This window comes from Staphylococcus sp. 11262D007BW (assembly GCF_053547815.1).
Genome location: NZ_JBPWPJ010000001.1, coordinates 289,516 through 310,716, shown reverse-complemented (window position 1 = coordinate 310,716; position 21,201 = coordinate 289,516). Strand labels below are relative to the sequence as shown.

19 protein-coding genes are annotated in these 21,201 nt (G+C 35.5%); 8 read left to right on the top strand and 11 right to left on the bottom strand.

From position 1 onward, the window contains the following. Positions 1-131: 131 nt before the first annotated feature. The 7 genes from ltrA to fakB1 form a co-directional block, all read right to left on the bottom strand. Positions 132-1,418, bottom strand: coding sequence for a group II intron reverse transcriptase/maturase (gene ltrA / locus ACEE93_RS01570; protein WP_449156320.1), 1,287 nt, complete (start codon positions 1,416-1,418; stop codon positions 132-134). 550 nt (positions 1,419-1,968) lie between these two features. After that, positions 1,969-3,073 (bottom strand): peptide chain release factor 2 gene (prfB, locus tag ACEE93_RS01565; protein ID WP_449155502.1). Its coding sequence is split into 2 segments (ribosomal slippage): positions 1,969-3,000 and positions 3,002-3,073, totalling 1,104 coding nucleotides; the frame shifts between segments, so codons are not numbered across the junction. A gap of 27 nt (positions 3,074-3,100) precedes the next feature. Beyond that, a complete protein-coding gene (gene secA / locus ACEE93_RS01560; protein ID WP_449155501.1) occupies positions 3,101-5,629 on the bottom strand; it encodes a preprotein translocase subunit SecA in 2,529 nt (842 codons plus the stop codon). A 216-nt stretch (positions 5,630-5,845) separates the two neighbouring features. Further along, entirely contained in the window at positions 5,846-6,406 is a 561-nt protein-coding gene (hpf, locus tag ACEE93_RS01555) for a ribosome hibernation-promoting factor, HPF/YfiA family (protein ID WP_449155500.1), read from the bottom strand. Between the two features lie 61 nt (positions 6,407-6,467). Next, the gene (locus ACEE93_RS01550) at positions 6,468-7,103 is read right to left on the bottom strand and encodes a ComF family protein (RefSeq protein ID WP_449156350.1); all 636 of its coding nucleotides are present in this window, start codon (positions 7,101-7,103) and stop codon (positions 6,468-6,470) included. Positions 7,104-7,125: 22 nt separating this feature from the next. Continuing rightward, entirely contained in the window at positions 7,126-8,415 is a 1,290-nt protein-coding gene (locus ACEE93_RS01545; protein WP_449155498.1) for a DEAD/DEAH box helicase family protein, read from the bottom strand. Positions 8,416-8,596: 181 nt separating this feature from the next. Further along, the gene (fakB1, locus tag ACEE93_RS01540) at positions 8,597-9,466 is read right to left on the bottom strand and encodes a fatty acid kinase binding subunit FakB1 (protein ID WP_449155497.1); all 870 of its coding nucleotides are present in this window, start codon (positions 9,464-9,466) and stop codon (positions 8,597-8,599) included. A 303-nt stretch (positions 9,467-9,769) separates the two neighbouring features. On the opposite strand from fakB1, the gene ACEE93_RS01535 reads away from it, so the two are divergent. Further along, the gene (locus tag ACEE93_RS01535) at positions 9,770-10,405 is read left to right on the top strand and encodes a YigZ family protein (protein ID WP_449155496.1); all 636 of its coding nucleotides are present in this window, start codon (positions 9,770-9,772) and stop codon (positions 10,403-10,405) included. Positions 10,406-10,471: 66 nt separating this feature from the next. On the opposite strand, the gene ACEE93_RS01530 is transcribed toward ACEE93_RS01535, so the two are convergent. Continuing rightward, entirely contained in the window at positions 10,472-11,521 is a 1,050-nt protein-coding gene (locus ACEE93_RS01530) for a glycosyltransferase family 4 protein (RefSeq protein WP_449155495.1), read from the bottom strand. Positions 11,522-11,760: 239 nt separating this feature from the next. On the opposite strand from ACEE93_RS01530, the gene gdpS reads away from it, so the two are divergent. The 4 genes from gdpS (at position 11,761) to pepT (ending at position 15,920) form a co-directional block, all read left to right on the top strand. Continuing rightward, on the top strand, positions 11,761-12,831 hold the full coding sequence (gene gdpS / locus ACEE93_RS01525) for a GGDEF domain-containing protein GdpS (RefSeq protein ID WP_449155494.1): 1,071 nt from the start codon (positions 11,761-11,763) through the stop codon (positions 12,829-12,831). A 184-nt stretch (positions 12,832-13,015) separates the two neighbouring features. Next, positions 13,016-13,777, top strand: coding sequence for a threonine/serine exporter family protein (locus tag ACEE93_RS01520; protein ID WP_449155493.1), 762 nt, complete (start codon positions 13,016-13,018; stop codon positions 13,775-13,777). A 15-nt stretch (positions 13,778-13,792) separates the two neighbouring features. Further along, the gene (locus ACEE93_RS01515; RefSeq protein ID WP_449155492.1) at positions 13,793-14,296 is read left to right on the top strand and encodes a threonine/serine exporter family protein; all 504 of its coding nucleotides are present in this window, start codon (positions 13,793-13,795) and stop codon (positions 14,294-14,296) included. Between the two features lie 400 nt (positions 14,297-14,696). Continuing rightward, positions 14,697-15,920, top strand: a complete 1,224-nt coding sequence (gene pepT / locus ACEE93_RS01510; protein ID WP_449155491.1) for a peptidase T — start codon at positions 14,697-14,699, stop codon at positions 15,918-15,920. A gap of 64 nt (positions 15,921-15,984) precedes the next feature. On the opposite strand, the gene ACEE93_RS01505 is transcribed toward pepT, so the two are convergent. Then, on the bottom strand, positions 15,985-17,097 hold the full coding sequence (locus ACEE93_RS01505; RefSeq protein ID WP_449155490.1) for a glycerate kinase: 1,113 nt from the start codon (positions 17,095-17,097) through the stop codon (positions 15,985-15,987). A 352-nt stretch (positions 17,098-17,449) separates the two neighbouring features. After that, positions 17,450-17,770: a bacillithiol system redox-active protein YtxJ gene (gene ytxJ, locus ACEE93_RS01500; protein WP_449155489.1), complete on the bottom strand. Its 321-nt coding sequence runs from the start codon at positions 17,768-17,770 to the stop codon at positions 17,450-17,452. A 332-nt stretch (positions 17,771-18,102) separates the two neighbouring features. Here ytxJ and ACEE93_RS01495 point away from each other — a divergent pair, with 332 nt between their 5' ends. From ACEE93_RS01495 to ACEE93_RS01485, 3 genes are all read left to right on the top strand, one after another. Further along, the gene (locus tag ACEE93_RS01495) at positions 18,103-18,621 is read left to right on the top strand and encodes a GrpB family protein (protein WP_449155488.1); all 519 of its coding nucleotides are present in this window, start codon (positions 18,103-18,105) and stop codon (positions 18,619-18,621) included. 69 nt (positions 18,622-18,690) lie between these two features. After that, positions 18,691-19,635, top strand: a complete 945-nt coding sequence (gene murB, locus ACEE93_RS01490; RefSeq protein WP_449155487.1) for a UDP-N-acetylmuramate dehydrogenase — start codon at positions 18,691-18,693, stop codon at positions 19,633-19,635. A gap of 11 nt (positions 19,636-19,646) precedes the next feature. Next, on the top strand, positions 19,647-19,961 hold the full coding sequence (locus ACEE93_RS01485; protein ID WP_449155486.1) for a CHY zinc finger protein: 315 nt from the start codon (positions 19,647-19,649) through the stop codon (positions 19,959-19,961). 82 nt (positions 19,962-20,043) lie between these two features. Here ACEE93_RS01485 and nrdF read toward each other — a convergent pair whose 3' ends face one another. Next, complete coding sequence (gene nrdF, locus ACEE93_RS01480; protein WP_449155510.1) at positions 20,044-21,021, bottom strand: class 1b ribonucleoside-diphosphate reductase subunit beta; 978 nt, start codon at positions 21,019-21,021, stop codon at positions 20,044-20,046. Between the last annotated feature and the right edge of the window lie 180 nt (positions 21,022-21,201).

Sequence of the window (21,201 nt, the reverse complement as noted above, 5' to 3'; positions counted from 1 at the left end):
TATTTTTTATAAATTGATATGATTTAAACACGATGTCACTAAAGTCGTTTAAACAATCGAGTAGGAGAATAACCATTATTTGGTTATTCGTCCTCTCACACCACCGTGCGTACGGTTCCGTACACGGCGGTTCAATATCTTGCGTAAGCCAGCTCTGCGAGGTGGACTAAAGGTATTAGTCCCCACTCGTAGAGTTGTTTTGTTGTAAGCGCACGATGGACTTCTTTTACACTTGAGAGTCGCCAATACTTCTTACGTGATTGTGAAACTCTCATTGCGCTATCATGGTCAAGTCCATATTTACGTAACATTTTGTATTTTGTTTTCGTTTTCTTCCATCTTTTAAGAATCAGTTGTCTAATACGACGGTTTAGCCATGATTGTACTTTTGTTAAAAAGCCTTTAATAAACCCTCTACCAAAATAATTTATCCACCCTCGAGTCACTTGATTGATTTCTGTTATAATCTGTCTGAAGGTACCTGGTCTATTTCGTTTCGTTAGGCGTCTTAAGGAGCGTTTTAAACTTCTTTTTGCTTCCATAGTCGGTCTGAAACGATAAATGCCATTTACTTTGGTCATTAGACAACTCAAGAACTTTAAACGTGTGACTGCACCTACCTTGCTCTTTTCCTTATTTACAATAAGTTTAAGATCCTTTTCGATGAATTTTGTCACACTCTCCATAACACGTTGGCCTGCTCGTTTTGAACGCACAAAGATGACGAAGTCATCAGCGTAGCGAATAAAACGATGTCCACGTTTTTCCAGTTCTTTATCTAATTCATGCAGATAGATGTTACATAATAGCGGCGATATAACGCCACCTTGCGGTGCACCGATTTCTTTATTCTTGTAGTTACCATTGAGGTCAATGGCACCAACTTGTAGACTTCTACGAATGAACTTAGAAATAGTTTTATCCTGGATATGACGCTCAAATAGATACATTAACTTGTCATGATTTAACATATCAAAACATTGTTTTAAGTCGCAGTCGACTGCGACTGAATAACCTTCTTCATAGTATAATGCACATTGCTTCAATGCAGTACCTGTACTACGATTTGGTCTGAAACCATGACTGTGATTTGAAAATGTACGGTCAATTTTAGGTTCAATGACTTGTTTAATGGCTTGTTGGATAACTCTATCTCTTGCGACAGGAATACCCAACACTCGTTTTTTCCCATTTGATTTTGGGATTTCAACTTTCCTTACTGCTTGTGGTTTGTATGTACCATCAAGCAGTTTCTTTCGAATTTGAGGAAAGTACTGCGAGAAGTGCCTATTCAAGTCACTAACACTCATACCATCAATTCCAGGTGCACCTTTGTTCTTTCTCACTTTCTTAATTGCTTTTTCAATGTTGTTTGGTCTTACAACAAGTTCCATCAAAGATGGAGACTCACGATACATTTCTTTCATTTCACCTAAGATTTACTGTACACACTTATATATCCTTTTTTCGTTCCACTACTTATCTTTCTATAAGTTGCCGGTATAAACCGTTTTCTGCACACCGTAAATCTATAACCTCCATTCTTTACTTTGTATTTAATATTGTTCAGTCCTTCGATATGTTTATACCTACTATGACTTCTGCTGATTTCTCATAATTCGTTGTTACTACGATTCTACGAATCGCTTATGAGACCTCCCCGGGTAAGGTGTAACCTCTTTCCACTCATGTCACCACATCATTTACTATATAGAACTCGGGTAGTATAGGACTTTATCTTGTATAGCAGATTCATCCATTCTACATAGCCTTAGTATGATGTTTCTGTTCGTCAGTGCGAGTGTTTGCGTCCGACTTCCTTCAGATTCCACTTCGCAGTGGACACCCTTGTCCTTCGCTAACAGTTCCTACTACCAAGCCTGTAACGGACTTTCACCGTCAAGATGTTACCCATGCCGGGCGCACTACAAAAAACAGTTAGTGTTGAGACACTAACTGTTTCTATCTTTATGACATTTGACTTCTTAAATATGCTTCAATAAATCCATCTATTTCTCCATCCATCACTGCATTCACATTACCTGTTTCTTCATTAGTGCGATGGTCTTTTACCATGGAATAAGGGTGGAAAACGTATGAACGAATTTGACTACCCCATCCAATGTCTTTTTGTTCTCCGCGAATTTCTGCTAATTCTTGTTCTTTTTGTTCGAGTTCAAGTTGATATAATTTTGCCTTTAACATTTTCATAGCGGCTTCTCGGTTTTTAATTTGTGAACGTTCATTTTGGTTATTCACAACAATACCCGTTGGATGGTGTGTAATTCGAATGGCAGATTCCGTTTTATTGATATGTTGCCCACCTGCACCAGAAGCTCTAAATGTGTCTACTGTAATATCATCTGGATTCACTTCGATTTCAATTTTTTCATTATTGAACTCAGGTATCACATCACATGATGCAAAAGAAGTGTGACGTCGTCCTGAGGAATCAAATGGAGAGATACGGACAAGGCGATGGACCCCTTTTTCTGCTTTTAAAAATCCATAGGCATTATGGCCTTTGATTAACAGTGTCACGCTTTTAACGCCTGCTTCATCACCTGCTAAGTAGTCGGCTACTTCTACTTTGAAACCTTTGTGTTCACAGTAGCGTTGATACATACGTAACAGCATATTTGTCCAATCTTGTGATTCCGTTCCGCCTGCGCCTGGATGGAGTTCTAAAATGGCATTATTACCATCATGTTCTCCATCAAGGAGTAATTGAAGTTCAAAATCATCTAATTCTTTTTCAAAGTTTAAAGCACTGTCTTCTAAATCTTGCTTCATTTCCTCATCATAGTCTTCTTGAAGCAGTTCATACGTTGCATCCATATCATCAATAGACTCTTTTAGTGAATGGTAAGCATTCACTACTGACTTTAACGCGTTATTTTTATCGATAATATCCTGAGCACGTGTTTGATCGTCCCAAAATGACGGGTCGGCCATCATTTCTTCATACTCTTGGATATTTGTTGTTTTATCTTCTAAGTCAAAGAGACCCCCTGAGTTGGTCTAATTTTGAATTGTAATGGTCAATATGACGTTTAATCTCAGATAATTCCATTGCTTTGTTGCTCCTTTATCTTAACTTTTATTTACCATGACAGTTTTTATATTTCTTACCGCTGCCACATGGACAAGGGTCATTACGACCTACTTCTTTATCTTTTACGATAGGTTTTGATTTCGCTTTCTCTTTGCCATCATTCGCAGAGACATGTTGTCCCTCTAATTCTTTTGTTTGGTCTCTTTCAACATCGTCATCTACACTAACAACGGATTTTAACACATATTTACTTACATCTTCTTCGATACTTTGCATCATCATATCAAATAAATGATGGCCTTCATTTTGATAATCTCTTAATGGATTTTGTTGACCATAAGAACGTAAGTGAATACCTTGACGTAATTGATCCATCGTATCGATATGAGACGTCCAGTGCGCATCAATCGATCTTAATAAAATCATACGTTCAAACTCAGGCATACGATCACCGAGTTTTTCTTTTTGAGCGTCATAAGCCTTTTGCACTTTTTCCCAAATAACTTCAAAAATATCTTCTGGATCTTTTCCTTTTATTTCTGAAACATCTAGGTCACCTTCATGTAAAAAGATGTCTTCCACTTGATGGATGAGTGGTTCATAATCCGGATCATCGTCTTCTTCATTGATATGATATTGTATCGTACGCTCAAGACTTGAATGCATCATTTGTTTCACTAAATCTGAACTATCTTCTTCATCGATAATACGATTACGTTCTTCATACATAATTTCACGTTGCTTACGTAACACTTCATCGTATTCTAAAATACGTTTTCTGGCATCAAAGTTGTTACCTTCCACACGTTTTTGTGCTGATTCAACTGCACGTGATACCATTTTAGATTCAATTGGTGTGGAATCGTCCATACCTAAACGGTTCATCATTGCTTGCATGCGTTCTGAACCAAAACGTACCATTAAATCATCTTGAAGTGATAAATAGAAACGACTGTCCCCTTTATCACCTTGACGACCCGAACGTCCACGTAATTGGTCATCGATACGACGTGATTCATGGCGTTCAGTACCAATTACTGCTAAACCACCTAAATCTTCGACACCTTCACCTAATTTAATATCCGTACCACGACCAGCCATGTTTGTGGCAATGGTCACTGCACCTTTTTGACCTGCGCCTGATACAATTTCAGCTTCTTTTTCATGATTTTTAGCATTGAGTACACTATGGCGCACACCACGTTTTTTCAGTAAATTTGAGATATACTCAGATGTTTCAACAGCTACAGTACCTAATAAAACAGGCTGTCCTTTTTTATGTTTTTCAATTACTTCTTCCACTACTGCATCAAATTTACCTTTTTGGCTAACATAGATTAAGTCTGAACGGTCAATACGTTGGATCGGTTTGTTCGTTGGAATCTGCGTTACCGTCATATTATAAATATTACGGAATTCTTCTTCCTCCGTTTTCGCAGTACCTGTCATCCCTGCAAGCTTGTTGTACATTCTGAAAAAGTTTTGGAATGTAATGGATGCCATGGTTTTTGACTCATTTTGAATTTTAACGCTTTCTTTCGCCTCAATCGCTTGGTGTAACCCTTCTGAAAAACGACGTCCTGGCATTGTACGACCAGTAAATTGATCGACGATAAGAATTTCGCCGTTAGACACCATATAATCAATATCGCGTTGAAGTGAATATTGCGCACGTAAAGCTAAATTAATGTGATGAATGATATCTACATTTTTGACATCATATAAGTTATCAATTTTAAACATACGTTCCGCTTTATCAATACCTTGTTCTGTGAGTTGGATATTTTTGGTTTGAACGTCGTAATTAAAATCGTCTTCAGCTTTCAACATTTTCGCAAATACATTAGCTTGAGTGTAAAGAGATGTAGATTTTTCTGCTTCTCCTGAAATAATTAAAGGTGTTCTCGCTTCATCGATTAAAATAGAGTCAACCTCATCAATAATAGCAAAGTTGAGAGGTTTCATAACACGGTCTTCTTTATAATTGACCATATTGTCGCGTAAATAATCGAAACCAAGCTCATTATTTGTACTATACGTAATATCACGTGCATAAGCTTCACGTTTTTCTTCTGTTTTTAAGCTGTTTAAATTTAATCCAACAGATAGTCCAAGGAAGTTATATAGCTCTGCCATTTCTTCACTTTGGACGCTAGATAAATATTCATTGACTGTAATAACGTGAACACCGCGGCCAGTTAAAGCATTTAAATAAGTCGGCATTGTGGCTGTTAATGTTTTACCTTCCCCGGTTCTCATTTCTGCAATATCACCTTTATGAATTGCGATACCACCCATAATTTGTACTTTATACGGGGTCATGTTAAAGACACGTTTAGAAGCTTCACGTACTAACGCAAAGGCTTCAGGTAAAATTTTATTTAACTTTTCTTCTTGTTTTTTTATGTTATCAATTTCTTGTAATTCATTTTGAAATGTTTTAGTTTTCTCTCTTATTTCATCGTCAGTTAAAATTGCCATGTCTTCTTCTAAGGCAATGACTTTATCGGCTACTTTACTTAAACGTTTAACTTCTTTCTTGTTGCCGTCAACCAGTTTCGTTAAAAAACTCATTTAGTTCGCTCCTTTAGCTTAAAGACTCTATCGTTTACAACAACTCATCATATCATTTTTAAGTATAAATTTATACTCAAACCATTTGACCACATTTAATTTATAGAATAAAAAGGAATCTATAGCTATCCATACACTATAGATTCCCTTTACCCTTTTATATCATATTAGATTACATTAAAATAACCTCAACGATTAATCTCTAATGATAGCAATCTATTCAGTTTCAATAAGACCGTACTTACCATCTTTACGGCGGTAAACAATGCTTGTTCCATCAGTTTCTCTATCATTAAATACGAAGAAGTCGTGACCTAATAAATTCATTTGTAAAACCGCTTCTTCTGAATCCATTGGTTTTAAACTAAATGTTTTAGAGCGTATAATTTCGATGTCTGAGTCATTTGATTCTTCATCATTTTTTGTATCAATCGGTGCAGCTTCTGCAAACACATCTTCCTCAAATCCACGATCTCGATTTTTGCGATTAACACGTGTTTTATATTTACGTACTTGACGCTCTAATTTGTTGTTGATCAAATCAATTCCGGCATATAAATCATCATGACGTTCTTCTGCACGTAATGTAACGTTTTTAAGCGGAATTGTGACTTCAATTTTTGTACGTGAGTTTTGGTATGTTTTTACTTTAACGTGTGCTGTAGCATTTGGTACGTTTGTAAAGTAACGTTCAAGCTTACCAATTTTCTCCTCAATATAATCTCTTATCGCGTCCGTAATTGTGAGGTTGTCTCCATGAATTTCAAATTTAATCATAGTATTCTCTCCTTTCAACCTCTTGTAATATACTTCTTACTTATATTTTAACATGTTTACGTCATCGTGCAAACGTTAACATATTTAATTTTCTGACATTTTTATTTTTAAACAATTTGGCCGCTTGATGAGCCGTCGCTCCGGTTGTCATAATATCATCGACAATCAATATACTACGATTCGACCAATCGATCTGCTCCTTAAAATAAATACTGTCTCGCTCATGTAAACGTTCCTTTTGAGACAACTTAAATTGCTTCGGCCTGTCTTTCATTCCTAAACATTGTACATAAGGAATGGATTTACTTTTTAAAATAGTACATACCGGATTGAATGTTCTATCAATATCATTTTGTGCAACCGAGGGAATGGGGATAATCGCATCATACTCACGAATAGATAGTGTCATATATTGTGCCAATACTTCTGCTAGAGCGACATCTTTCAAAAATTTAAATTGATGTATCATGTCTCTCACCTTTGACTCATAATGAAAAATAGCAGTAATACTATGAAATAAACCTACATACTCAGGATATTTAGCACAATTGGGACAGCTTCCATTATAAAGTCGTCCTTTACAATATGAGCATCGTCCTTCCTCGTTAAATAATAATTGTTCAAACGCCATTTGACAGTGTTCACATAAAACATTAGGCTTTTGAAAAGCAGTATGCATATTTAAAACAAAAGGCATCACCTTATGGCAATATAGACAATTAGCCATCTATCCACCCTTTCTTTTTAGCAAGACGATTCATTGCTTTAATTTCTGCACGCGCTTGATACATCGCTAATGTTCGACCCTCATGAAAGAAAATCACATCCCCACTCGGACTTTCGATTTTCCTGCCTACCCTTCCCGAAATTTGAATAAGTGCACTGGCTTGATAACGATGGCTATCCATTACCCAAACGTCTAAATGCGCCATTGTAAATCCTCTTTCTAAAATAGTCGTCGTTAGCACAATGCTATATTTCCTCTTACGTAAATCTGCTACCTTTTGTAATCGCTCGGGGTCTTCGCTATAAACGAAACAAAAATCTTTAAGATGAAGCTGATAAGTCTGAAAAAATTGCATCATTTGCTTAATATCATTAAAAAATAATAGCGTTGTTCTTTGTTGAGCTTGTTGTTGTCGTAAACGTTGAAGTATAGTGTGCTGAATACGATGATATTTCACCTTCAAATAGCTAAATTGGGGAAGTACAAGTGGATGTCTATGGAAACGAGCGGGTAGAATAATAGTATGACTTTGATCAAATTGCTTTTTCAACGCTTTCGGAGGTGTAGCAGTCATATAAATAAAGCTAGCATTGGGGCGAGCCGCTGAAGTAGTCGCCTTAGACAATGAAATGTCCATCGATAATGGAAAGGCATCAACTTCATCGATCATAATGACATGAAAATGTTGTTTAAAACGATATAATTGGTGCACCGTCGCAATCACAAAATGAGCATCATATTGTTGGGCATGCCCTTGATATAATACATCGATGTCATCATCATCAAATGCTGCTAAAATCCGTTCACTCACCTCAATCACAACATCTACTCTTGGTGAAACAATGGCCACGTTATATCCTAAACGTCTCGCTTGAGAAATGCCTTCAAAAATCATTTCAGTCTTTCCAGCTCCCGTTACTGCATGCAACAACAATGATTGGTGCGATTGAATCGCTTTGACAATCTGCTCTGAAGCGTACGCCTGTTGCTCGGATAATTGAAAGGGAATGGCATAGTTTCCTTCAGATTGTGTCCTATGACTCTGTGTGACAATACATTGACGCACTGTATCCATCCGCCCCATTTGCAAACAATGACGGCAATAAACAATCGATCGCGCTTCAAATTCACTATAGTAACTGTAAAAATGCGCTTGAATTGTCGATTCGCATTGTAAACATTGATACCCATTGGCTATCCGTTTTACTCCTGGAGACTTCATTTTAATTTGTTCATCTGTTAACTGTGATGCATCTTGAATAATTTGTCCATAAAACTTCATTCATGACCCCCTTCATTTGATTACACGTTATAAATCAAACAATGACTTCAAAAAAATAAAAAAAAAGATTGAGACATAAAGCATTAATGCTCTGAGAAACCGATTAACAGTGTCCCAAAAGCAGGATTTTGTCCCAACCTCACTCAATTCTATATATTAAATTTTTCTATCTAAAAAATAATTATACTTCTGGCATTGTGACATGTCGGTTGATAACACCGATACCAAAGCCTCCAGGTCCTAAATGTGAACTCACGACAGGACCAAATTCTGAAAAGAGTACGTTTTCATCTGGATAATCATTTAATAATTTGTGATATACTTTATGAGATTCTTCTCTATTATCTCCACCGATTACAATTACAGTTGACTCTTTATATTGACGACTTACTTCGATAGCTTTATCTTCTACAAGCTGTAATGCACGCTTTTTAGTACGTACTTTTTCGTAAGGGACAATTAAACCATCTTCAAATGTTAATACTGGTTTCATTTCTAATAAATTACCAATCCAAGCTTGTGCCCCTGTAATACGCCCACTCTTATGTAAGTTTTTCAAATCATTCACAAGTAAATACGCATCATTATGTTGACGCATATCTTCTAGATCTTCTAAGATTGCATCAATTGATTGACCTTCATCGATAAGATCTAACGCACGAAATACCATAGCACCCTCAACTAAACAAGCAATTTTCGAATCAATAGGATGGACGTTAATCCCTTCTACCATCTCAGCTGCTTGTAACGATGTTTGATAAGCGCCACTAATCCCAGAAGATAAGTGAATAATAATCACATCTGTATACCCTTCATCACGATAAGCTTCAAAAGCATTAATCATCTCGCCAATTGCAGGTTGACTTGTCGTTGGAATCGTCTTAGATGTCTTTAGGATTTCATAAAACGCCTCATTAGTCAGGCTGCCATTTTCTTTATGATTTTCTCCATTTTCCAAAGTAACACTTAACGCAACTTCACGAATATTATATTTTTCTAAAATGGGTTTAGGAATATAACTTGTCGAATCTGTCATTACGGCAATTTTCATTTTTCTTCCTCCTATTATATACATTACGCCTTATTCATTCTGAATAACGATGGTACATATCATGTACAACCAATTGAGTTAGTTTGATTACCTTTTTATATGTGCTTATATGCATTATAACGATTAAAAACAATATTAGCACTTTTTATTTTATCAAAAAATGAAAAAGATACCATTATAAAATGGATTCAAAATAATGTTTCATAAATGATGACGTTAGATTAACGTTATATCATATTACCTTTATGACTTTTATAGTATAATGAGTGTTACTGATATTGTAGACTTGAAAGGCGGTAAATTATGGATGAGTCAGTGATTACAATAAAAGAAGAACATATTATCGAAAATGTGATTAATAAATCGCGTTTTATCGCTCATATCAAACCCGTTGAGAGTGAAGAAGAAGCTAAACAATTTATTGAAGCAAAGAAAAAAGAGCATCGAGAAGCGACACACAATTGCTCTGCCTATACAATTGGTGATACAATGCATATCCAAAAAGCAAGTGATGATGGTGAACCAAGCGGGACAGCGGGTGTTCCAATGTTAGAAATGCTTAAGAAAAACGATGTTCACAATGTTGCTGCAGTAGTCACACGTTATTTTGGTGGCATTAAACTAGGCACAGGCGGACTCATTCGCGCATATGGCGGCGCCGTACGTGATGCCATTCAATCAGTCGGACGTGTTGAATTACGTCCAGCTATCCCGACACGAGTGACGATCGACTATGATTTAACAGGTAAATTAGAGTATGAACTTCAAAGTACACCCTACTTATTAAGAGACACAATGTATACTGATCGTGTTACCTATCATATAGACGTCATACAAGAAGATTATGAGTCATTTCTTCAGTTTCTGAATCAGTTTACACAAGGAAATTATGATTTAGAAACAGATGACGTGAAACGGTTACCATTTGATATTGATTAAATAAATATATCCATAAATTAAGGAACAGAAAACTCATTTCTGTTCCTTAGTTATATCCATTACATTTTATTTCGTTTTTTTGTTTTTAGCAATAAAGTTCAGCAATGGTTTATAATCTTCATCAATTAACCCCGTAAATTCCACAATTAATTCTATTGTGATAATAATTAAAATAACCATGAGCCAAACGCCCCAAGGTTGAGATAAGTATAAGATAATACTCACCACACTAAACATAATTGCAATAGCATAGATTAATACGACAGTTTGTCGATGCGTATACCCAAGTTCTAATAATTTATGATGCAAATGTGATTTATCTGCTTGCATAATGTGTTGTCCTTTTTTTACTCTGCGAATCATCGCAAATAAAGTATCAATAAAAGGTACTGCTAAAATCACAATCGGGAAAAATAACGAAATAAAAGTAATGTTTTTAAAACCTAACAACGATAAAAATCCAATAATAAACCCAAGTAATAATGCCCCACTATCACCTAAGAAAATCTTCGCCGGATGGAAATTAAAAAATAAAAATCCTAATAATGAGCCTATCATTACACTACATATCATCATGATAAATATGTTACCTTGTAAAATTGCGATAAAACCAATAGTGATAAACGCAATTGAAGAAATGCCGGTCGCAAGTCCATCTAAACCGTCAATTAAATTGATAGCATTCGTAATGGCCACAATCCAAAAAATAGTAATCGGCACACTTAACCACCCAAAATAAATGGTAGGTCCAATTGGTAAAGAAATGAAATCAATTGTAACGCCATAATACACCACCACTAAGGCAGCTAAAATTTGACCAAGCAATTTCAAAATTGGCTTCAAATCGTAAATATCGTCTATTAAACCTATTAAATATATCACAAGTGCTCCTAATAGTAATGGTTTAATTTCATTTTCAATAGGATGACCTAACCAGATCCCTATAAAAAAGGAAATCAGTATGACGGAACCTCCAAGTAATGAAATGGGTTTTGTATGTATTTTTCTAAAATTCGGTCGATCGACTATATCCAATTTTTTAGAAACGGCAATGACAATAGGTGTTATTATCAAACTGATTATCATTGAAAAAACAATGAGCTTTATAGTATACATCAGTTCACCTTCAATAAATTTAATAATCAAATCCTGTGATTTTTATTTAAATTGATTTTTGTTTAAATTTCATTTAAAGTCAACAAGGTTTTTAAGCACCTTATAGCTTAGTATATTTTAACATTTAATACCTATAAATGACATTAATGTCATCAGAAATTTATATGTCCTTAAATTTCTAATGACAAATTGTAACATTTCACTTACAATAACAGTTGCGTAGAAAAGAGGTCGAACTTATGATTGAATCAATAATATATAATATTTCAGTCACAATTGCCGGAATCTATTTATTTCACCGCATACAATATGCTGAATCTCAAGATTTTAGATTTTCCAAAAGTTATATTACTATTTTAATGATTTTAGTGGGTTTACTTTTAGCTGTACACCCGATTCCAATTGAACAATATACCATTCAACTATCATTTCTTCCGTTGTTATTTTTAGGACGATATACTAATTCATTTTATACATTAATTGCAGCAATTATTATTTCTGCAGTGAGCTATTTTGTACTTTCAACGTCTTTCGTGTTTGCATTAGCACTTATTATTATCGCTATCGTCGTAAGTACAATTGGCCCTTTCTTAAAATACAATCACGCTGTTGCTTTACAAATTTTAAATGGATTAAGTATTGTCATTTTTGCGATCATAGCACTGATCACTTCCTCTTATGATTTAATGGAAGTCGTTTACCTCATACCGTTATCTGTGGTGGCAACATTAGTAACAACCATTTTTTATGTCGATTTACTTCATTTTTTCTCACTCATCGCACGTTATGAAAATGAAGATACGATCGACTATTTAACAGGGTTAGGTAACGTTAAAGAATTCGATCGCCATTTAAATAAAGAAACATCTACTGCTGCACAGCATCAACAAAGCCTCGCCTTGTTACTCATTGATATCGATGGCTTTAAGAATGTGAATGATGAACACTCACACGATTCAGGTGATGCTGTGCTAAAACAAATGTCTCATCTTTTACAAAATTATGTACCAAAACACACTAAAATTTTCCGAAATGGTGGCGAAGAATTTTCAATTGTACTTAAAAATCAATCATTAGACGATTGTGTTAAATTAGCAGAAAATATTCGCCAAGCGGTTAAAAAATCAAGCTTTCACCTGCCGGATAAAACAGTGATTAAACTTTCTGTTTCTATTGGTGTAGGTTACTTACAAGATGAGGATTATAAATCTCAACGTAAAGTATTTAAAGATGCTGATGATATGTTGCACGTTGCCAAATCTGAAGGTCGAGATAAAGTGATGTTTAATCCAATTATCAAACTGCAGTAAAATATACTTCATAACATGAAATCAAAAGATGAGTCATTTCTAAATGACTCATCTTTTTTTAATAAAATATTACCGTCATAGGTCATTGTGATGTACAATAACTTATGGTATTTTAAGTAAATTGAAAGTCTAAATAGAACGAAGTAGACTAACGATGTAGATGTAAAATTAAGGGAGTGATCGAATGTCTGACACGCTGACGATTATAGACGAAAATAAAGTTATAGATGTCGTTTTATTAGCCGGAAAAGTACTACTAGAAAGTGGTGCAGAAACCTATCGTGTAGAAGATACGATGGGACGGATCGCCACAAGTTTTGGGCTAGACGATACATATGCGTTTGTCACTTCGACAGCCATTATCTTTTCTCTCAATAACCGCACGAATACAAGGTTAGTGCGGGTACGCGACCGTACAACAGATTTAGAGAAAATTGCATTAACTAATAATATTTCACGTAAAATATCACGTGAGGAACTGACATTAGATGAAGCCAAATCAGAATTAATTCATTTAAACCGCGCTTCTTTACAATACTCTTTTATTATGAAGTTTTTAGCGGCAGCAATTGCGTCTGGCTTTTTCCTTTTTATGTTCGGCGGAGTACGTCATGACTTTATTTTTGCAGTCCTTGCTGGAGCCGGTGCCTTTCTCACATTTGACTTAGTGCAACGGTTCATTCAAATTAAATTCTTTTCGGAATTTATTAGTTCGATGGTAGTGATTGCAGTAGCTGCCTTTTTCACGAATATTGGATGGGCCATTAACCAAGACATTATTACAATCGCAGGCGTAATGCCACTCGTTCCCGGTATTTTAATCACCAATGCGATACGTGATTTAATGGCTGGCGAACTTTTAGCAGGCATGTCACGTGGCGTAGAAGCAGCATTAACATCTTTCGCAATTGGTGCAGGTGTTGCAATCGTATTATTAATCTTTTAGAAAGGCGGGGTTACATTGTCATTGGTATTCTATTATCTGGCACAGTTTATTATCAGTTTTATTGCGACCATCCTATTTTCAATTTTGTTTAACGCGCCGAAGCGGTTACTACTTGCAGCCGGATTTGTAGGCGCAATGGGTTGGATTATTTACAGAATTACTTTTGATTTAAACTACGGACTCGTCATGGCAGCATTTTTAGGTAGTTTTATCTTAGGTATTATGAGTCATATCATGAGTCGTCGTTATAAACGTCCAGTTATTATTTTCATCGTGCCCGGTATCATCCCTCTCGTTCCCGGAGGCGCTGCATACGAAGCCACACGTTTATTAGTTACAAACGAATATACACAAGCCGTCAATCAATTCCTTGAAGTAACACTAACATCAGGCGCCATCGCATTCGGTATACTATGCGCAGAAATCTTTTACTATATATACACTCGCATCAAACACCACTATGGCAAACTCAAAGGAAAAACATATCGAAAAGGCTATCACATGAACAACCGAGTGTAACAACAAAGTGCGGAAGAAAGCGGGTTGGCCCCGAGCAAAATCGCCCAGGAAGCAGAAATTGGTTTTCAAATTTATGCGCCCTGGGCTTTTTGTTGAGGGGACAGCTTTCTGGAGCCGGATTATACAAAGTGCGGGTGCTTACGTGCACTTCGAGCGCAGTGAGTTAGTGTACGTTATGCATGCGAGTGCTAGCGAGCAGGCGAACCTTTATTTATGAGCAAAATCGAACGCCTCACTCAAACCAAAAAAACAGTTTGAGTGAGGCGCTCTTTTTATTGACTTCCTAAAAGCCTATAACAGACATTTTCTAGTACAATCATGTATAGTGATATATGAAGAAGGAGTACATATCTATTCACCCAAAGTACTCAAAACGCAAGATAACAAGGGAGTGTTTTACATGAAATCACAAATTATAGACAGATTAACACGTTACGTTAAAATCAATACGCAATCTGATCCTACAAGTTCAACGACACCCTCTACCACACAACAGTGGGATTTATTAAACTTATTAGAACAAGAATTAAAAGCGATGGGATTAGCTACAGATTTAGACGAACATGGCTATCTTTTTGCAACACTTGAATCAAATATTGATAAAGAAGTCCCTACTATTGGCTTTTTAGCCCATGTGGATACCTCACCTGATTTTAATGCTGCAAATGTTAACCCTCAAATTATTGAAGATTACGATGGGTCTATCATTGAACTTGGTCAATCTGGTCGTCAAATCAATCCAGAGATTTTCCCAGATATGCGATCACTTAAAGGACATACATTAATGACTACTGATGGCACATCTTTACTAGGTGCTGATGATAAAGCAGGCGTGGTTGAAATTATGGAAGCGATTCAATACTTACTTGACCATCCAGATATTCAGCATGGCCCGATACGTATCGCTTTTACACCTGATGAAGAAATTGGCAGAGGACCACACTTATTTGATGTAGAGCGTTTTGGTGCAGATTTTGCGTACACGATGGATGGCAGTCAATTAGGAGAGCTGCAGTACGAAAGTTTTAACGCTGCAGAAGCCATTGTTACTTTTGAAGGTGTGAATGTTCATCCTGGTTCTGCTAAGGATAAAATGGTTAATGCTTTAAATCTTGCTACTCACTTTAATACTCAGTTACCTGCTCAGGAAGTCCCTGAACATACTGAAGGTTATGAAGGCTTCTTTCATTTAATGCAACTTAATGGAGATGTTGAAAAAGCAACAGCACACTATATCATTCGCGATCATGATCATAATCAGTTTGAATCACGTAAACAAACATTGCGCACGCTTCAAGATAAAATGAACGAAAACTATTATTACAATCCAGTTAGCTTGGAAATCAACGATCAATACTATAATATGGCTGAGAAAATCACACCACACCCTCATATTATAGATATTCCTAAACAGGTCTTTGAATCCTTAAATATCCAACCTAATACAGCCCCTATACGCGGCGGTACAGATGGTTCGCAACTTTCTTATAAAGGCCTACCAACACCAAATATATTCACTGGATGTGATCAATTTCACGGTCCATATGAATATGCTTCTATCGATGTCATGGAACAAGCTGTTCATGTCATTATCGGCATTTGTCAAAAAGTCGCGACGCTATAATACTGTTTAAGAAAACTAAGAGGTTAGCACACACTTTGATGCTAACCTCTTTAATTTAATCTTATTATAAGGATGTCTGTAGCAATTTAATCGCTTGAATCGTATAATTACGCAATTGAATACCCATTTTAAAATCTGTATAAGTTGGTGGCATTTCGATAAATGTATTAAACATACCTGTTACATTTAACGCTTCATATTGCTCAAATTTATCTGACGTACCACAAATCGCCACAGCTACTTTTTGATGTTTTTGAGCTAATTCTGCAATTCTTAAAGAAGATGTTTCAAACATTTGCTCTTTTTCATTGACCCCTTCTCCAAATATCACTAAATCGGCCTGTTGAATTAAGGTGTCTAATTGAGTAATTTGGTCTACTAGCTCATGACTTGAAACGATTTCAGCGCCAAAGAGTCCGTGCATAATTGCTGCAATACCGCCTCCAGCACCGCCTCGTTTAACAGAACCTAACGCTTGGTGTAAGTTATTTTTAATTAACTCACTTAAATACCATAGTAAATTATCAATTTCGATAGCTTGTTCATGGGTCATATCTAACAAATGAGCTGTCTGTACTATTTCACTATTTTGGCCATATAAAGCACTATCTAAATCCGTTACAATTTGAAAGCGACAGTTATTTAGCCCTTTATGTGACTCGCTCATATCGATTTTACGTACATATTTAATTTGTGTAGCACCTTGAGTCATATCAAGTAATCGACCCTCGTCATCATAGAAACGACAACCTAATGCTTGTAAGAGTCCTGTACCACCATCACTCGTATCAATCGCTCCTACAGAAACCACGATATGTTCTGAACCTTGATCAAGCGCATGTTTAATAACCTCTCCTAGACCATAACTTGTATGATTCACACGAGATTGCTGTCCAGTTAAAAATTGTCCTGCTTCTATAACTGTGATGCCATCTTCAGTTTGTCCATATTTCACTTCACATTGATTCATCTCTGCATCATGTGCTTGAATTTGATATTGTGTGCCTGATTTCCATAAAAAGATAGAGTTCAATATTTCATGACGTCCATTAAATAAAGGCACCTGAACAATATCTGCTCGGTCTATTTGACTTGCGACCGCTTCTTCTACATATCGATTAGCATCATAACTCGACATAATTCCATTAAATTCATCCATCGCTACTAATACTTTCATATTTGTCACCTCTAAAATATGCTTTAATGGCTTTTATTGATGTGTCTCCATTATATCGTAACGTTTTATTTCGACCGACATGACACATCATTATAATTTATACTTTAATTACCGACATTTCACTATACTTATTTTAGAATGTATCAAATTAAAAAAACAAATAAAAAGAGGCACTAAACTTAGAACACGAGCCCTTAGCTCCCTCATTCTACCTCTATAAAAAAGCTTCAAATAAATATTTAAGCACCACTAACGCGATTGAAGTGGTGCTCTATGCTTTATACATACATTTTTTGTTTTTAAATACCCATCTTTTGCATTAGTTGTATTACGTTTTAGGTTTACAGCTGAATTATTCTTCAGCTTTAGCGAGGGTTGAAACATTAATATTTTGATGACTATCGTGCCATTTAACCTCGCCATTTACAAAATAAAACGCTTGAGGTGATTCGTGTTTTACACCTGTTGTTTGCGCTATATGGTCAGATAGTTCGCGGGCATCTTGAACAACTAAATAAAAACCATCCATATCACGTTCATATAAAAACTTATTGAACTGATCTAATGCATTTTCTGAAATTGGGCATGTATTACTATGTTTTAAAATAAAAGCATCATGATTTTGATTAATAACTTGTTCAAACTGGTCAATCGAACTTAGCTTTATCGCCATTCTCTTCACCTCTAGTTTAAATTTCTACAACAATTAGGATTCATTATTTTTATTTTTACATACTTTTTACCAATGTTTATCATTATACACATTAAATGACCACTTGTTAACCTCAAATTTAAAGTTTTATGACAACAGTTTTATGACGATATGATCATAAAATGTCACTTTATAGTTATTTTACCCTTTCACTGACATACTTATGTAAAGGCATTGAGCAATTAGAAAGCTTTATCCATCCCCTCACCTTCACGTTATGCATAAGTATATTTATATCAAAATTGATTTATGTTATAGTGATTCAGAATTATGTCAAACAAATGGAGGCCAAAATGTATCAATATGTTCAACCCTTTGTAAGAGATAAGCAGATTGAAACATATGAGCAACAGTATTTAAATGTTCGCTCCTGTCTATTTAATTTGCTTGACTCACCGGTTAAATCAACGACACATATCGGCGGTACAAAACATTTCAATTACCCTACTGAACCTATATTAGATATTTTAGTTGGCGTAGATAATTTACACGATATCACCGCTTTAGATGAAAAACGATTAAATTATGAAGGTTTCTATCGATTACATCATAAATATCACAAAAAAGTCGTCATGGCTCAATTTAACAACTTAATTGATTTAAAACAACAAGTCCGGTTACATATCATTCAAAATAACACTGAATTATTTGAGCAATATCAACAAATAGATGCACTTTTATCTCATCATGCAGAGGTCATTGCACTTTTCTCACAATATAAACAGTCTCTCTCTAAAGCGTCAACAACGATTAGAGAATATGAAACGAATAAAGCTACTATCTTTACAAAATTACGACAATTTTTGTCATAAATTACATTATAGATGGCTTTTATGTGACTTTAAATTATAATAAAAGTTAAAATGACAATGATGATTATTATGGAAAGGTTGGTAATCGTGAATCAATCAAAAATCTTAAATGATTTAGAACAACTTGTGTCTAAATCTATTATTAAAACAAACGAACCCTTAAAAAAATATACTTATACTGAAACAGGTGGAAAAGCTGATTTTTATATTACACCGACAACAAATGACGAAGTACAAAAGGTCGTTAAATATGCAGCTGACCACAATATTCCATTAACTTATTTAGGTAATGGTTCAAATATTATCATTCGTGACGGCGGTATTCGTGGTATCGTCTTAAGTTTACTTGATCTTAATCATATTATGGCTTCTGATTCCACAATTATAGCCGGTAGCGGTGCTGCGATTATAGATGTATCTCGTAAAGCCCGTGATTTATCTTTAACTGGTTTAGAATTTGCGTGTGGTATTCCTGGTTCTATTGGCGGTGCAGTATACATGAATGCAGGCGCATATGGCGGAGAAGTAAAAGATGTGATTGATTACGCCCTAGTTATCAATGAACAAGGTGAGTTACTACAACTTCGTCATAATGAACTTGAACTAGACTACCGCAACAGTATTATCCAACAAGAACATTATGTAGTACTAGAAGCAGCTTTTACACTTGCTCCTGGCGATCAAGAAGAGATTCAATCTGTAATGGATGATTTAACAGAACGCCGCGAGTCTAAGCAACCTCTTGAATATCCATCATGTGGTAGTGTATTTAGACGTCCGCCAGGCTATTTTGCTGGTAAGTTAATTCAAGACTCAGAATTACAAGGTCATCGCATTGGTGGCGTCGAAGTCTCAAAAAAACACGCTGGATTTATGGTTAATGTTGACCAAGGTACAGCAACAGATTATGAGGATTTAATTCACCATGTACAACAGGTCGTGAAAGAAAAGTTTGATGTAGAACTACAAAGAGAAGTGCGGATCATCGGTGACCCATTACCTTCTCGAGAATAAGGAGGTATCATATGGTTACAATTCATGGAGCAACAATCGATGATGAATCACGTTGTGAGCATTATCATACAACTTTAGACGTTATTGCCATCAAATTCAAATGTTGTAACAAATACTATCCTTGTTTTAAGTGTCACAATGAAGCCGAAAATCATCGTATTGTACGTTGGAAATCAAAAGAGTTCACGCAAAAAGCCATTCTATGTGGCGTTTGTAAACACGAAATGACAATTGACGACTATATGATGACAGAGGCATGTCCAAACTGTAACGCGCATTTTAATAACAGATGTAAATTTCATTATCACCATTATTTTGAAATTTAAATAGCGCTATTAATCCTATCTCTATATAAACAAAAAGCGTTTGAAAGCTAACATTTTATGTAAGGCTTTCAAACGCTTTATTTTATTTATCTTCATCATCAAATATAAAGTCTTCATCTTGTAAAGCTTCTACGTTAAGTGCAATCGTATAACCGTCCCCTTTAACAGAGAAGAAGTCATGGTTTTTAGTAGAAGTATCTAATGCATTTTCAATGATTGGATTAAACTCACGTTCTTCAAAGTAAGGTTCAAATCCTAAATTCGATAACGCTTTGTTACCATTGTATCTTACATAATTTAAGACATCTTCCGCTAATCCTATTGGTTCATAAAGCTTACGTGTATAAGATTCTTCATTAGCATATAAATCTTTTAATAGACGATACATTTCTTGATCGGCTTGTTGTTTTTCACTTTCAGAAAGTTCGTTACGTAATTCTTGTGCATCTAGTCCTGTAAATACACCATGAATAGATTCATCCAATAAAATTTTACGGATAATTTCTCCAGAAGTTGTCATACGTCCTTGACCAGCTAAATAAAGCGGATAATAGAAACCTGAGTAGAATAAAAATGTCTCTAAGAATACGCTTGCCACACGCGCCATATATTGATCATAAATAGAGGCATCTTTACTCCACAATTTATGGTAAGTGCCAACTATTTTTTCAGATTTATATTTTAAATGTGGCTCCTCTAATACCCAGTGGTCTAACAATTCATTCGTTTCACTTGAAGGTAATAAAGTTGTGAAAATATGAGAATAACTTTTAGCATGAATTTGCTCCATCATCCCCATAAAAGAATAAACTGCTTTTTTTCGTAAGTCTTTTGTATGTAACATAATAAGTGGCATACCATCATCAGCTTGGTGTGTATCCAAACCAGTTAACCCAGCAAGCGCCTTTTTAAATGCATTCTTCTCATCTGCTGTCAATGTTTTCCAACTTGCAATGTCTTTTGACACTTTAAATTCTGTTTCAACCCACATTTGGGCAATATTTTGACGCCAAAACATATTTGTCATATCTTCTTGCGTATTCCAATTCACAGCTATCATTGACATATTATTGCTCCTATCTTATTCATTGTTAAATTGAGGTTGGGACAAAAGCGTTCAGGATTTGAGCAGAAGCGAACGAAAAGCTAAAATTGTTTTTCAAATTTTGGCGAATCGTGAACTTTCTGCCGAAAACCCTGCTTTTGGGACACCGTTAATCGGTTCCCAGAGCATTAATGC